We start from the raw sequence: 13,705 nt of genomic DNA, 5'->3' as shown, positions 1-13,705 counted from the left end.
GGCTCTTGTAGACCATGCGCAGTCCGGGCGGCGTGGATCAATGCCGACCTTCGGTCACGTTTTTGCGTCGCCGGGTTTCCGATGCGCGCCGCCGTGCGTCCCAAGTGCCCCGCCACGTGCCCGCCGGGGGGCGCATCGCCCGCCGCCCGGACCGCAGGGCCCGTACGTCCGCCTTTGCGCCGCCTGTGCAGCCGCGCACGCGGAACACGCGCTGGCGGCGATAGACGGCTGGCCCGGCACGCCCATATCTCTGTCATGCAAAGGAGGCGTCCCATGCCCGCACATCCCGAAACCCGCATCGGCCACGTCCACCTGAAGGTCACCGACCTCGACCGCTCCGTCGCGTTCTACCGCGACGTGATGGGGCTGGAGGTCATGCAGACCTACGGGCGGCAGGCTGCGTTCCTCTCCGCCGGCGGCTACCACCACCACATCGGCCTGAACACCTGGCACTCGAAGGACGGCCCCAGGGCCGATCCGCGCGCGCCCGGCCTCTATCACACCGCCTTCGTCTTCCCCGACCGCCCGGCCCTGGCCGACGCGCTGGCCCGTGCCCTGGACCACGGCGTGGAGATCGAGGGCGCCGCCGACCACGGTGTCTCCGAGGCGATCTATTTCTCCGACCCCGACGGCAACGGGATCGAGATCTACCGCGACCGCGCCCCCGAGGACTGGCCCCGCAGCGGCAACGGCACGCTCCTGATGACCAACGCACCGCTCGACCTGCCCAATCTGCTGCTGGAAGCGACCGAAGACCGCGCAGGCTGAAACCGCCGCGACCGGACGGCGCAACACCTCCCCGCCCACGCACTGCCGCAGTAGGGCGGGGCTCTGCGCCGCCACCCCGCCCGCGCCACAGGCCCGCTGGTCGGGGCCCCGCTCCACCGCGTGACGCGCAACAGCCAAGCTCAAGTCTGCGCCCCCCTGGGCACAGCTTCGTGCAGCCCTGGCCTCCGCCCCCGACATCCTTAAGCCCGACACAGGGCATTCCCTCCCCGGGCCGACCCGTGCACAACGTCGCCCGCGCAGCCGCCGCGCAGGGCGGGGCTCTGCGCCGCCCCGCCCTCTGGACCTTGCCGTCCGCCGGGCCTAGGCTCCGCGCCAAAAGGAGATCCCGATGGCGACCGGCAAGAACATCCGCACCTATTTCAACGGCACATGGCACGAGGGCGACACCATGATCATGCGCGCCGCGGACCATGGCGCCTGGCTCGGCAGCTCGGTCTTCGATGGTGCACGCTACACGCAGGGCGTCACGCCCGACCTCGACCGCCATTGCGCCCGGATCAACGCCTCCGCCCGGGCGCTGATGGTCAACCCCACCGTCGCGCCCGACGACATGGTCGAGATCGTGCGCGAGGGCCTCTCTGCCTATGCCCCCGACGCCGCGGTCTACATCCGGCCGATGTACTGGGGCATCAACGGCGACGTCACCGCCATCGTCCCGCAGCCCGAAGAGACCGGCTTTGCCATCTGTCTCGAGGAAATCCCCATGGCGCCCGCCACCTCCTCCACCACGCTGGGGCGCACCCGCTTCCGCCGCCCGGTGCTGGAGGACGCGGTGGTCAACGCCAAGGCCGGCTGCCTCTATCCCAACAACGCCCGGATGCTGACCGAGGTCCGCAGCCGCGGCTTCGGCAACGCACTGGTGACCGACGCCATGGGCAACGTCGCCGAAAGCGCCACCGCCAACGTCTTCATGGTCCGCGACGGGGTCGTGTTCACGCCGATCCCCAACGGCACCTTCCTCGCCGGGATCACCCGCGCCCGCCACATCGCCAACATGAAGGCGGACGGGATGGAGGTGGTCGAGGCGGTGCTGACCTTCGCCGATTTCGAGGCCGCGGACGAGGTCTTCCTCTCCGGCAACATGAACAAGATCACCCCCGTCACCGCGTTCGAGGACACCTCCTACCAGGCCGGTCCGGTGACCAGCCGGGTGCGCGACCTCTACTGGGACTGGGCGCTCAGCGCCTGAGGCGGCCCGCGCCATGTGGCTGAAACTGCTGGTCATCGGGATCGTGCTGGCGCTTTTCGCGCTGGCGATCCGTGCGGTGATCCGCGCCAACCGGCCCGCGGCGCGCCCTGCCCCCCAGCGCGAGGCGCCCTCCCTCGACGACCAGCTCGACCTGCTGGCGGATGCCGGGCTCACGCTCTCGCCCGGCGTGACCCGTGCCGACCTGACCGACTTCGGGCCGGAGGAGACCTACCGCTACGATCCTTGGCGGCTCCTCCTCCTGACCTTCGCCATCCGCATCGACCGTCCGCCGCACACACCCTTCTGTCCGCGCGCCTGCCTGCTTCAACGCGACGCCCTCGACACGCCTGAGGCCCTCGTCGACGCGCTCCGGGACCTCGCACGCGCCACGGGCGTCGACGACAGGCTGCACGTCGCAATGACGACCGACCGCCTGTCCTACCGCCTGGGCGACACGGCCCGCGACCTGCCCCCCGACACGGCGACGGACGACATCGTGCACACCCTGCTGGACGACATCGGCGCCGCGCTGCCCGCCGGCCGCCACCTCGCCTTCCTCGACCACGATCCGCAGGTCGCGGTCTTCTGCCTGTCGGAGCCGGGTCATACCCTCATCGACACCGCCGCCCCCGGCCTACTCCTCAGGACCCCGCCGCTCTGACGCCCGCGTCACTGCAGAGTGGACAGCCGCCTGCCCCTCTGCCAAGGTCGCGCGACAGGAGAGAGACCCAATGCGCAAGTTCCTCGTCGTCCTCGACGATTCCAGAGAATGCCTGAACGCCATGCGCTTCGCCGCCATGCGCGCCGCGAAGTCCGGCGGCGGCGTCGCGATCCTGTCGATCATCGCCCCGGAAGAGTTCAACCACTGGATCGGCGTCGGTGACATCATGCGCGAGGAGGCCCGCGAACGCATCCACGCGCATTTCGAGGTCTTCGCCAAGTGGATGCGCGACAAGCAGGGCGTCGATCCGGAGCTGGTGATCCGCGAGGGCGACGCCGTGACGGAGATCCTCGCCCAGGTCCGCGAGGACCCGGAGATCGGCGTGCTGGTGCTGGGCGCCGCCGCCGACAAGAAGGGCCCCGGCCCGTTGGTGACGCAGATGACCCGCAGCGCCGGATCGCTGCCCGTGCCGGTGACCGTGGTGCCCGGCGACCTCTCGAAGGAGCGGCTGGAAGCGATCACCTGATCGCTCCGCGTCCACGCGCCCCAAGACACCCCGTCCTCCTCCGGAAAGGCCGCCCGCCCCGCAACCTGCGGGCTTCACAAGTCACGGCGCAGGCGACATTCTGGCCGGGCACCCGTTTTCCGATCCTGCCTTCCCAAGAGACTTTTCATGCGTGCCTTTCTTGTCTTCTTCGCCCTTCTGACTGCCCGCCCCGCGCTTGCCGAGACGCTGATCCAGAACGCCTGCCTCGGGAACGCCTACGAAAGCTGCTTCGTCCTGATCGAAGGGCAGATCGAGCCCGGGCTGACCGACAGGCTGCGCAGCCTGATCGAGACCGAGGGCGTCGATGGCGGCGTGATCTACCTCAACAGTCCCGGCGGCACGCTGGGCGAGGCGCTGCGGCTGGGCCGCTACATCCGCGAACAGGGGTATGACACGGCCATCGGCGGCTCCGACGGCATCCCGCGCCACACCGACGGGAAACCGATCTTCCTCGGCAGCGAAGGTCCCTCGCCGGGCCGCTGCGAAAGCGCCTGCGCCTATGTCTTCATGGGCGGCGTGCGGCGCTTCCTGTCCGAAAGGGACAAGCTGGGCCTGCACCAGTTCTTTGCCCCCGGCCAGCAGATCGGCGGCGAGGTGGCGCAGAAATTCTCGGGCGACCTCGTGGCCTACATGGTGGAAATGGGCGTCGACGCCCGGATCTTCACCCTCGCCTCGGCCCAGGACAGCACCGGCATGTACTACGTCACCCAGCCGCAGGCAGAGGAATACGACCTTGTCACGCGCGTCGGCTACGACGCCTTCTTCCTCGAACCCTACAAGGACGGGCTGATCGCCGCGTCCAAGCGGATCGACCCGCCGCAGCCCTACGACGGCGTCGACCAGATGTCGTTCTACTGCCGGGCCGGGCAGCCCTATGCGCTGCTGCACGCCTCCGTCCATGCGCTGAGCCCCGAAGAGCGCGGCTCGCCGATCTTCTGGACCGACAACACCGAGCAGAAGCTGCCGGAGGATGCGGTCTCCGTTCGGGTCGACGGCGACGACGCCTACCTGACGATCCGGATCTCGCCGCCGCAGGCGCAGGCGATGGCGGCCGCCGGGACCTTTGCGATCGGCGCGGGATACGGTCGCGTGATCGGTGGCAACTACGTCGCGGCCAAGAAACCCACACCACTCGACCGCCGGATGCTGGACGCCGCGTTCCGCTTCTGCATCGACTGACAGCCTGTTTAGAATCGTTCCAATCCTTGACGCCGCCGCGCTCGGCGCGCATATAGGGAAGAGGCCAGAAAAGGTACGCTCCAGATGTTCATTCAGACCGAATCCACGCCCAACCCGGCCACGCTGAAATTCCTGCCCGGCCAGACCGTGCTGGAGATGGGCACCGCCGATTTCCCCTCTGCAGACGCTGCCGGGGCGTCCCCGCTGGCACAGCGGCTGTTCGCCGTGGACGGTGTCACCGGCATCTTCTTCGGCAACGACTTCGTCACCGTGACGAAGGCCGACACCGTCAACTGGGACCACATGAAGCCCGCGATTCTCGGCGCGATCATGGAACACTTCCAGTCCGGTCAGCCGGTGATGTCCGATGGCGCGGCGCAGGCCGGCGGCCATGCGGAACACGACGGCGAAGACGGTGAGATCGTCGGCCAGATCAAGGAACTGCTGGACAGCCGCGTGCGTCCGGCGGTGGCCCAGGACGGCGGCGACATCACGTTCCACGGCTTTGATCGCGGCGTCGTCTACCTGCACATGCAGGGCGCCTGCGCAGGCTGCCCCTCGTCCACGCTGACGCTGAAGATGGGGATCGAGAACCTGCTGCGCCACTACATCCCCGAAGTGACGGAGGTCCGCCCGGTCGCCGTCTGACCCTTCGGACGGCATACCCCACGGATCGCACACCGGGCGCTGCTGTTGCGGCGCCCTTTCCGTTTCCGCCGCGGCGCAACCGCCCTCCCCCGACTGACCGAAAAAGCGCCGTTTGCGCGACGTTCAGGCACCGTGGAGCGGTCCACCGTTCACGCCCGGTTGCAGACTCCCTGTGCACGGAGTCATACAGGGACATGATCCTGTCCTTCGACACCTCCGGTCCCTACTGCGCCGCGGCGCTTCTCGACGGCGAAACCGTGCTTGCCGCGCGGGCCGAGCCGATGAAACGCGGGCAGGCAGAGCGTCTCCTGCCGCTGCTGGAGGACCTCCTGGCGGAGGCAGGCCGCGGCTGGAAAGACGTCACGCGCATCGGCGTGGGCACCGGGCCGGGCAACTTCACCGGCATCCGCATCGCCGTGGCCACCGCCCGCGGGCTGGCGCTGGGGCTGAAGATCCCCGCCGTGGGCGTCACCACCTTTGAAGTCATCCGCGCCACCAGCGACGCCGCCATCGCGACCGTTCCGGCCACCGGCGGGCAGTTCTACCTTCAGCACGCGGACGGCACGATCACCCAATCGGCCGAGATCCCCTCAGGCAGTGCCTCCGCACCCGACGACGCGGCGGCCAATGCGGCCACCATCGCCCGCGTCGCTGCAGGCAAACCGACAGACACCCGTCCGGCCCCGCTTTACGTGCGGGCGGCCGACGCAGCGCCGTCTTCCGAAGCAGCCCCGGTGATCCTCGATGACGCTTGACCTCATGTCCGAACAGACGATGACGCCCGAAGACATGGCCGCGCTCTGCGCCCGTGCCTACACGCATTCGCGCCCCTGGGCGGCGCATGACTTCGCCGACAGCCTCGACAGCCCGCACGCACTGGTCGCGGCAACCTCGCACGCCTTCGTCTTCGGCCTCGTGGTCGCCGGAGAGGCGGAGATCCTCGCGCTGGCCGCCGACCCGGACGTGCAGCGCAAGGGCGAAGCCAGCCGGGCGCTCGCGCTCTTCCACGCGCTGGCCGTGGCGCGCGGGGCCGAAAGCGCCTTCCTCGAAGTGGCCGCCCGCAACGTCCCCGCCCGCGCCTTCTACGAGGCGAAGGGCTATACCGTTTCGGGGCTGCGCAAGGGGTATTACCATCTGGCGGACGGCAGCACGGATGACGCCGTGATCATGTCGCGCGTTTTGCCCTGACGGCATCCTGCTGCGCAGGCAAAAACCGCCTTGACCCCTACCCGCCCCTGCGTCTTCATTGATAAATCACAAGAAGGGGCCACAGCGCCCCAACCAACCGGGAGCATTTCTATGACCTTCATGCAGAAGACCCTCGGCACTGTTGCCGCGCTCGCATTGTCCGCAGGCGCCGCCCTTGCCGATCCGGCCCTGATCTACGACCTCGGCGGCAAGTTCGACAAGTCGTTCAACGAGGCCGCCTTCAACGGCGCCGAGCGTTGGGCCAAGGAAACCGGCGGCTCCTACCGCGACATCGAGCTTCAGTCCGAAGCACAGCGCGAGCAGGCCCTGCGCCGCTTCGCGGAGGCCGGCTTCAACCCGGTCGTGACCACCGGCTTCTCCATGTCCTCGCCGATCGCCGCCGTGGCCGCGGACTACCCGGACACCAAGTTCGTCACCATCGACGGCTTCGTCGATCCGGCCGAGCACCCGAACGTCCTGTCCATCCTGTTCTCCGAGCACCAGGGCTCCTACCTCGTCGGCATGATGGCAGCGATGGCCTCCGAATCCGGCACCGTCGGTTTCGTCGGCGGCATGGACATCCCGCTGATCCGCAAGTTCGCCTGCGGCTACGCGCAGGGTGTTAAGGCGGTGAACCCGGACGCGACCGTCATCTCCAACATGACCGGCACGACCCCGGCGGCCTGGAACGACCCGGTGAAGGGCTCCGAGCTGGCCAAGGCGCAGATTTCGCAGGGCGCGGACGTGATCTTTGCCGCGGCCGGCGGCACCGGCCTCGGCGTGCTGCAGACCGCCGCCGACGAAGGCAAGATGGCCATCGGCGTCGACAGCAACCAGAACTACCTGCACCCGGGCAACATGCTGACCTCGATGCTCAAGCGCGTGGACGTCGCCGTCTATGACGCGATGACCGCGGGCGGCGACCTGGAAACCGGCGTCAAGACGCTGGGCCTGGCCGAAGACGGCGTGGGCGTCGCCATGGACGAGAACAACGCAGAGCTCGTCTCCGAGGAAATGACCACCGCCGTCGAAGAGGCCAAGGCCGCGATCATCGCGGGCGAGACCGAGGTGCACGACTACTCCTCCGACGACTCCTGCCCGGCGCTGAACTTCTGATGACGCCCGGGGCCGCCTGACGGCCCCGCAACCGGCTCACCCCGCCCCGGGGTGGGCCGTTCTACGTTCCGAAGGCTCCCCATGACAGCGCCCGCCATCGAACTCAAAGGCATATCCAAGGCCTTCGGCCCCGTGCAGGCCAACAAGGACATCTCGATCCGCGTGATGCCCGGCACGATCCACGGCATCATCGGCGAGAACGGCGCGGGCAAGTCCACGCTCATGTCGATCCTCTACGGCTTCTACAAGGCCGACGCGGGCGAGATCTGGGTCAACGGCCAGAAGAAGGACATCACCGACAGCCAGGCCGCCATCGCGGCGGGCATCGGCATGGTCTTCCAGCACTTCAAGCTGGTGCAGAACTTCTCCGTCCTAGAAAACGTCATCCTGGGCGCCGAGGATGGCGCGCTCCTCAAACCCTCGCTCGCCAAGGCGCGCGGGTCGCTCAAGCACCTCGCGGAGGAATACGAGCTTCAGGTCGATCCCGACGCCCTGATCGAGAACCTCTCGGTCGGCCACCAGCAGCGCGTCGAGATCCTCAAGGCGCTCTACCGCGAGGCCGACATCCTGATCCTCGACGAGCCCACCGGCGTGCTGACGCCCGCCGAGGCGGACCACCTGTTCCGCATCCTCGAAGGGCTGAAGCGCGAGGGCAAGACGATCATCCTCATCACGCACAAGCTGCGCGAGATCATGGAGATCACCGACACCGTCAGCGTCATGCGGCGCGGCGAGATGACCGCCACCGTCAAGACGGCGGAGACCTCTCCGGAGGAACTCGCCGAGCTGATGGTCGGCCGCAAGGTGCTGCTGCGCGTCGACAAGAAGCCCGCGACCCCCGGCGCGCCGATCCTCGAGGTCGAGGACCTGCGCCACACCGACAGCCACGGCGTCGAGCGCCTGAAGGGCGTGTCCCTGCATGTGCGCGCGGGCGAGATCCTGGGCATCGCGGGCGTGTCCGGCAATGGCCAGTCGGAGCTTCTGGCGGTGCTGGGCGGCATGATCAGCGCCACCGGCACGATCCGCGTCAACGGTGACGAGATCGACCTGACCGGCAAGTATTCCGACGGGCAGAGCCGCCGCGCCCGGGGCATCGCCCACGTCCCCGAAGACCGCCACCACGAAGGGCTGATCCTGCCCTTCACCGCGTGGGAAAACACCGTCTTCGGCTATCACCGCGCGCCGGAGCTTCAGTCCGGGCTGCTGATGAACAACGCCGCGATCAAGGCCGAGGCGCAGGCCAAGATGGACCGCTACGACGTCCGCCCGCCCGATCCCAACCTCGCCGCCAAGAACTTCTCGGGCGGCAACCAGCAGAAGATCGTCCTCGCCCGCGAGATCGAGCGCGACCCCGACATCCTGCTGGTCGGCCAGCCCACCCGCGGCGTCGACATCGGCGCCATCGAGTTCATCCACCAGGAAATCGTGCGCCTGCGCGACCAGGGCAAGGCGATCCTGCTGGTCTCGGTCGAACTGGACGAGATCTTCTCGCTCTCGGACCGCATCGCGGTGATGTTCGACGGTCAGATCATGGGCGAACGCCTGCCGTCAGAGACCGACCAGACGGAACTGGGCCTGCTGATGGCCGGCGTCACCGACACCCGGGGCAAGGCGCCGATCGAGGCCATCGACGAACGGCTCGAGGCCAAGGAAGCCCGCGAGGCCGCGCAGCATGACTGACCGTTCCGCCGCCCTGCCCTTGGCCACCCCCCTCTCCGCCGCCGCCTCAGGCGTCCCGGCATGGCCCGAAACGACCGGAGCCCACCATGGATAAGATGCCTGCCTGGGCCGATGCGGTCCTCGTTCCCCTGATCTCCATCCTGATCGCCGCGGCGTTGTCGGCGCTGGTGATCCTCGCCATCGGCGAAAACCCGGCCGAGGCGCTGTCGCTGATGATCGACGGGGCGCTGATGCGGTCGACGGGATGGGGGTACACGCTTTACTACACCACCAACTTCATCTTCACCGGCCTCTGCGTCGCCGTGGCCTTCCATGCCCGCCTGTTCAACATCGGCGGCGAGGGGCAGGCGATGATCGGCGGGCTGGGCGTGGCGCTCGCCTGTCTCTACATCCCGTGGCCGCACTGGTCGATCGCGCTGATCGGGGCGACCTTTTCCGCGGCCCTCTTCGGGGCGGCCTGGGCATGGATTCCCGGCTACCTGCAGGCGCGGCGCGGCAGCCACATCGTCATCACCACGATCATGTTCAACTTCATCGCCTCCGCGGTGCTGAACTACGTGCTGGTGAACCTGCTGCGGCCGCAGGGCGCGATGGACCCGGCCACCGCCCGCTTTCCCGAGGCGACGCACCTGCCGACCTTCCAGGACATGTTCGCCAGCGCCGACAACCCGCTGTTCCGCGGCTCTCCGGCGAACGTCACCTTCTTCCTTGCCATCCTCGCCTGCATCGTCGTCTGGCTGCTGATCTGGCGCACCAAGCTGGGCTACGAGATCCGCGCCTTCGGCCATTCCGAATCCGCCGCGCGCTATGCCGGCATCTCGCCCGCACGCACCACCGTCGTCGCCATGCTGATCTCCGGCGGGCTGGCGGGCATGATGGCGCTCAACACCACCATGGGCGAGGCCGAGCGGCTGGTGATGAACGCCACCGAGGGCGCGGGCTTCATCGGCATCGCCGTGGCCCTCATGGGCCGGTCGCATCCGCTGGGCGTGTTCCTGGCCGCGCTGCTCTTCGGCTTCCTCTACCAGGGCGGGGCGGAACTGGCGCTCTGGACCAACATCCCGCGCGAACTCATCACCGTGATCCAGGCGCTGGTGATCCTGTTCACCGGGGCTCTCGATAACATGGTGCGGATGCCGCTCGAACGGCTGTTCCTGACGTTCGGCAAGGGGGCGCGCTGATGCAGGCCTACCTGCCCGGTTTCCTCGCCTCCTATGCCATCCTGCTGGTGGCGGTGCTGTCGCCCGGCCCCGCCGTCGCGATGCTGCTGGGCGTGGCGCTGTCGCGCGGGCGGGCCTCTGCCGTCATCGCCTCGGTCGGTGTCGCCGCCGGGGCCGCCACGCTGGCCGCGCTGACGCTGGCGGGCGTGGGCGTCCTCATGCAGCAGGCCGCCTGGGCGGTGACGATCCTGCGGATGGTCGGGGCGACCTACCTGCTGTGGCTGGCATACGGATCGTTCCGGAAGGCCATTCACCCGCCCCGCGTCGCCCCCGACGAGATGCCGCCGCTGTCGCCCCTGCGCGCCTTCACAACCGGCTACCTCATGCAGGTCACCAACCCCAAGGCCATCGTCTTCTGGATCGCTATCGCCTCTGTCGGCGCGACCAACGGCGCCCCCGCCGCCATCGTCGCGCTGTTCCTGCTGGGCGCCTTCCTGATCTCGCTCGCCGGGCACGGCGCCTATGCGCTGGCGCTGTCCGCTGCGCCGGTGCGCGCGCTCTACGCCCGCGCCCGCCGCACGATCGAGGCGACACTCGGCCTGTTCTTCACCCTATTCGCCATCCGGCTCGCCACGGCCAGGAGCTGACCCATGGATCTCGACACCATCCTGCAAGTGCTCGACAGCACCGTCCGCCTCGCCACGCCGCTGCTGCTGGCCTGCCTCGCCGGTCTGTTCTCGGAACGCTCCGGCGTGATCGACATCGGGCTCGAGGGCAAGATGCTGATCGCGGCCTTCTTCTCCGCCGCCATCGCGGCCATGGTCAGCACCGCCGAATCCTGGGTCCTGCTGGGCATGGACCTGACGTGGCTCAGGAACCTGTTCCCGGCGGTGATCTGGGGCATGTTCGCGGGCATCCTCGCGGCGCTGTTCCTGTCGGGCCTGCACGGGCTGGCCTCCATCACCTTCCGGGGCAACCAGCTCATTTCCGGCGTGGCGCTGAACTTCCTCGCCTCCGGCCTTACCGTGCTGATCGCGCAGGTCTGGTTCAGCCAGGGCGGGCGCACGCCCTCGCTCATGGCCGGCGGCCGGTTCGAGAACATCGCCCTCCCCGGCGCCGAGGCGCTGCGCGACGTGCCTGTCCTCGGCCCGATCTACGCCGACCTGATCTCCGGCCACTCGATCCTCGTCTACGTGGCCTTCCTGGCCGTGCCGCTGACGTGGTGGGTGCTGTTTCGCACCCGCTACGGCCTGCGCCTGCGCGCCGTGGGCGAGGCCCCCGAGGCGGTCGACACCGCCGGCGTCTCCGTCATCGGGCTGCGCTACTCCTCGCTGGTCATCACCGGCGTGCTCTGCGGCATGGCGGGCGCCTACCTCGCCACCGGGCTGCAGGCGGGCTTTGTCCGCGAGATGACCGCAGGCCGGGGCTACATCGCGCTGGCGGCGCTGATCTTCGCCAAGTGGCGGCCGTGGTACGCGCTTGGCGCCTGCCTGCTCTTCGGCCTCCTGCAGGCGGTGGCGCTGCGCTACCAGAACATCGACCTCGGCGCGTTCACCGTGCCGGTGCAGGTGATGGACGCCCTGCCCTACATCCTGACCGTGGTCATCCTCGCGGGCTTTGTCGGCAAGGCCATTCCCCCGCGCGCCGGGGGTGAACCCTACGTGAAAGAGCGTTGAGCGCAGGGCCGGAGCGCCCCGCTCCGGCCCCCGCCTTTCCCGGCGTGACGCAAAGAGGCGCACAGGCCGTCACCGGGCATGAGAGGCCATCCGCCCGGCGCCACGGATTTTCCGGATTGCCGCACTTGCACAGTCGCGCTCAATGCGACTACGAATATACATGCAGGTCTACCTTCCCATTTCCGAAGTCGCGGTAAACGCTTTCCTTCTGCTGGGTCTCGGCGGTCTGGTCGGTGTGCTGTCCGGCATGTTCGGCGTGGGCGGCGGCTTTCTCCTGACACCGCTGCTGTTCTTCATCGGAATCCCGCCCGCCGTCGCCGTAGCAACCGGCGCGAACCAGATCGTCGCGGCCTCCTTCTCGGGACTTCTCGCCCACCTCAGGCGAAAGACGGTGGACCTCCGAATGGGCACAGTCCTGCTGCTCGGCGGCCTCGTGGGCGCCGGGTTCGGCGTGATGCTCTTCAACTACCTGAAATCGCTGGGCCAGGTCGATCTGCTGGTACGGCTCTGCTACGTGGTGTTCCTCGGGATCATCGGCGGGCTGATGTTCATCGAGAGCCTCAATGCCCTGCGCAAGGCCCGCGCCGGTGCCCGCCCGAAGCGGCGCAAGCACAACTGGATCCACAACCTGCCGCTCAAGATGCGGTTCCGCACCTCCGGCCTCTATATCTCGGTCATCCCACCCGCGCTCGTCGGCACCGCCGTGGGCGTGCTGGCCGCAATCATGGGCGTCGGCGGCGGCTTCATCATGGTGCCCGCGATGATCTACCTGCTGGGCATGCCCACCAAGGTCGTTGTCGGCACCTCGCTGTTCCAGATCATCTTCGTCGCGGCCTTCACCACGCTTCTGCACGCCACCACCAACTACACGGTCGACGTGGTGCTGGCGGTGATGCTGATCCTTGGCGGGGTGATCGGCGCGCAGTTCGGCACCATGCTGGGCACCCGCCTGAAGGCCGAGCAACTGCGCATCCTGCTGGCGGCGCTTGTCCTGCTGGTCTGCATCAAGCTGGGCCTGGAACTGGTGATCACGCCGTCCGAGCTTTACGTCATCGAACGGCCGACGCGGCCATGACCCGGCTGACCGCCCTTCTCGTCCTGCTGCTGGCCGCCCTGCCCGCCGGTGCCGAAGACGTGGTGCTGGGCCTGTCGCGCGACCAGGTGTCGATCTCCACCGATTTCGACGGGTCGGAGATCCTGATCTTCGGCGCCGTCAAGCGCGAGGTCCCGATCGCCGAGCCGCCCCTTCAGGTCATCGTCACCGTCGAAGGCCCCGACCAGCGCCTGACCGTCCGCCGCAAGGAGCGTCGCTTCGGCATCTGGGTCAACGCCGACGCGGTAGAGGTCGACGCCGCACCCTCGTTCTACGCCATCGCCACCTCCGCCCCCTGGGAAGAGGTCATCACCCACACCGAGGACCTGCGCCACGGCATCTCCATCCCGCGCGTCACCCGCTCTGTCGGCGCGCCGATGACCGTGCTCGACAGCCAGAACTTCACCCGCGCGGTGATCCGCATCAACGAGAACAGCGGCACCTACGCGCTGAACGAGGACACCGTCACGCTGCGCGAACAGACCCTGTTCGACACCAGCATCTCGATGCCCGCCAACCTGACCGAAGGCGCCTACCCGACCCGCATCTTCCTGACCCGCGAGGGCAAGGTGGTGTCGTCCTATTCGACCGAGATCGAGGTCCGGAAGGTCGGCCTCGAACGCTGGCTTTTCACGATGTCGCGCGAACAGCCGCTGATCTACGGGCTGATGTCGCTGGCCATCGCCATCGCAGCCGGCTGGGGCGCCTCCGCCGCGTTCCGCCTTGTCCGCGGCAACTGACTTTCATATACAGCCGCAGCGCCAGTACCGACAGAGAAC

General features: G+C 68.4%; 15 protein-coding genes. All 15 read left to right on the top strand.

Annotated features, from left to right (window positions below):
- Window positions 1-273 precede the first annotated feature (273 nt).
- Window positions 274-768, top strand: a complete 495-nt coding sequence (locus tag QNI11_RS03840; RefSeq protein ID WP_100927775.1) for a VOC family protein — start codon at window positions 274-276, stop codon at window positions 766-768.
- 349 nt (window positions 769-1,117) lie between these two features.
- The gene (locus QNI11_RS03835) at window positions 1,118-1,978 is read left to right on the top strand and encodes a branched-chain amino acid aminotransferase (protein ID WP_283982398.1); all 861 of its coding nucleotides are present in this window, start codon (window positions 1,118-1,120) and stop codon (window positions 1,976-1,978) included.
- A gap of 13 nt (window positions 1,979-1,991) precedes the next feature.
- On the top strand, window positions 1,992-2,639 hold the full coding sequence (locus QNI11_RS03830; protein WP_283982397.1) for a hypothetical protein: 648 nt from the start codon (window positions 1,992-1,994) through the stop codon (window positions 2,637-2,639).
- A 70-nt stretch (window positions 2,640-2,709) separates the two neighbouring features.
- A complete protein-coding gene (locus QNI11_RS03825; RefSeq protein ID WP_100927778.1) occupies window positions 2,710-3,165 on the top strand; it encodes a universal stress protein in 456 nt (151 codons plus the stop codon).
- A 147-nt stretch (window positions 3,166-3,312) separates the two neighbouring features.
- Window positions 3,313-4,365, top strand: a complete 1,053-nt coding sequence (locus tag QNI11_RS03820) for a hypothetical protein (RefSeq protein WP_283982396.1) — start codon at window positions 3,313-3,315, stop codon at window positions 4,363-4,365.
- 84 nt (window positions 4,366-4,449) lie between these two features.
- Complete coding sequence (locus QNI11_RS03815; RefSeq protein ID WP_283982395.1) at window positions 4,450-5,013, top strand: NifU family protein; 564 nt, start codon at window positions 4,450-4,452, stop codon at window positions 5,011-5,013.
- A 194-nt stretch (window positions 5,014-5,207) separates the two neighbouring features.
- The gene (gene tsaB / locus QNI11_RS03810) at window positions 5,208-5,768 is read left to right on the top strand and encodes a tRNA (adenosine(37)-N6)-threonylcarbamoyltransferase complex dimerization subunit type 1 TsaB (RefSeq protein WP_283982394.1); all 561 of its coding nucleotides are present in this window, start codon (window positions 5,208-5,210) and stop codon (window positions 5,766-5,768) included.
- A complete protein-coding gene (locus QNI11_RS03805) occupies window positions 5,758-6,201 on the top strand; it encodes a GNAT family N-acetyltransferase (protein ID WP_283982393.1) in 444 nt (147 codons plus the stop codon). Before tsaB ends, QNI11_RS03805 begins: the two co-directional genes overlap by 11 nt.
- Before the next feature lie 111 nt (window positions 6,202-6,312).
- Entirely contained in the window at window positions 6,313-7,317 is a 1,005-nt protein-coding gene (locus QNI11_RS03800) for a BMP family protein (protein WP_100927783.1), read from the top strand.
- 81 nt (window positions 7,318-7,398) lie between these two features.
- Entirely contained in the window at window positions 7,399-8,997 is a 1,599-nt protein-coding gene (locus tag QNI11_RS03795) for an ABC transporter ATP-binding protein (RefSeq protein ID WP_100927784.1), read from the top strand.
- A gap of 86 nt (window positions 8,998-9,083) precedes the next feature.
- Window positions 9,084-10,178 carry an ABC transporter permease gene (locus tag QNI11_RS03790; protein WP_100927785.1) on the top strand — a complete coding sequence of 365 codons (1,095 nt, stop codon included), beginning with the start codon at window positions 9,084-9,086 and terminating at the stop codon, window positions 10,176-10,178.
- Window positions 10,178-10,804, top strand: coding sequence for a LysE family translocator (locus tag QNI11_RS03785; RefSeq protein WP_283982392.1), 627 nt, complete (start codon window positions 10,178-10,180; stop codon window positions 10,802-10,804). Before QNI11_RS03790 ends, QNI11_RS03785 begins: the two co-directional genes overlap by 1 nt.
- A 3-nt stretch (window positions 10,805-10,807) precedes the next feature.
- Window positions 10,808-11,833, top strand: coding sequence for an ABC transporter permease (locus QNI11_RS03780; RefSeq protein WP_100927787.1), 1,026 nt, complete (start codon window positions 10,808-10,810; stop codon window positions 11,831-11,833).
- A gap of 160 nt (window positions 11,834-11,993) precedes the next feature.
- A complete protein-coding gene (locus QNI11_RS03775) occupies window positions 11,994-12,908 on the top strand; it encodes a sulfite exporter TauE/SafE family protein (protein WP_100927788.1) in 915 nt (304 codons plus the stop codon).
- A complete protein-coding gene (locus QNI11_RS03770) occupies window positions 12,905-13,666 on the top strand; it encodes a TIGR02186 family protein (protein WP_283982391.1) in 762 nt (253 codons plus the stop codon). The genes QNI11_RS03775 and QNI11_RS03770 overlap by 4 nt, the downstream gene beginning before the upstream one ends.
- Window positions 13,667-13,705: the final 39 nt, after the last annotated feature.

The organism is Sagittula sp. MA-2, assembly GCF_030126985.1.
In the GTDB taxonomy this organism is placed as follows: Bacteria; Pseudomonadota; Alphaproteobacteria; order Rhodobacterales; family Rhodobacteraceae; genus Sagittula.
Note: the sequence above shows the minus strand (reverse complement) of the source record. Positions and strands in the feature narration are given on the sequence as shown.

Coding starts and splice junctions, on each gene's coding strand:
- QNI11_RS03840 (WP_100927775.1), top strand. CDS start 274: ATGCCCGCACATCCCGAAACCCGCATCGGCCACGTCCACCTGAAGGTC.
- QNI11_RS03835 (WP_283982398.1), top strand. CDS start 1,118: ATGGCGACCGGCAAGAACATCCGCACCTATTTCAACGGCACATGGCAC.
- QNI11_RS03830 (WP_283982397.1), top strand. CDS start 1,992: ATGTGGCTGAAACTGCTGGTCATCGGGATCGTGCTGGCGCTTTTCGCG.
- QNI11_RS03825 (WP_100927778.1), top strand. CDS start 2,710: ATGCGCAAGTTCCTCGTCGTCCTCGACGATTCCAGAGAATGCCTGAAC.
- QNI11_RS03820 (WP_283982396.1), top strand. CDS start 3,313: ATGCGTGCCTTTCTTGTCTTCTTCGCCCTTCTGACTGCCCGCCCCGCG.
- QNI11_RS03815 (WP_283982395.1), top strand. CDS start 4,450: ATGTTCATTCAGACCGAATCCACGCCCAACCCGGCCACGCTGAAATTC.
- tsaB (WP_283982394.1), top strand. CDS start 5,208: ATGATCCTGTCCTTCGACACCTCCGGTCCCTACTGCGCCGCGGCGCTT.
- QNI11_RS03805 (WP_283982393.1), top strand. CDS start 5,758: ATGACGCTTGACCTCATGTCCGAACAGACGATGACGCCCGAAGACATG.
- QNI11_RS03800 (WP_100927783.1), top strand. CDS start 6,313: ATGACCTTCATGCAGAAGACCCTCGGCACTGTTGCCGCGCTCGCATTG.
- QNI11_RS03795 (WP_100927784.1), top strand. CDS start 7,399: ATGACAGCGCCCGCCATCGAACTCAAAGGCATATCCAAGGCCTTCGGC.
- QNI11_RS03790 (WP_100927785.1), top strand. CDS start 9,084: ATGGATAAGATGCCTGCCTGGGCCGATGCGGTCCTCGTTCCCCTGATC.
- QNI11_RS03785 (WP_283982392.1), top strand. CDS start 10,178: ATGCAGGCCTACCTGCCCGGTTTCCTCGCCTCCTATGCCATCCTGCTG.
- QNI11_RS03780 (WP_100927787.1), top strand. CDS start 10,808: ATGGATCTCGACACCATCCTGCAAGTGCTCGACAGCACCGTCCGCCTC.
- QNI11_RS03775 (WP_100927788.1), top strand. CDS start 11,994: ATGCAGGTCTACCTTCCCATTTCCGAAGTCGCGGTAAACGCTTTCCTT.
- QNI11_RS03770 (WP_283982391.1), top strand. CDS start 12,905: ATGACCCGGCTGACCGCCCTTCTCGTCCTGCTGCTGGCCGCCCTGCCC.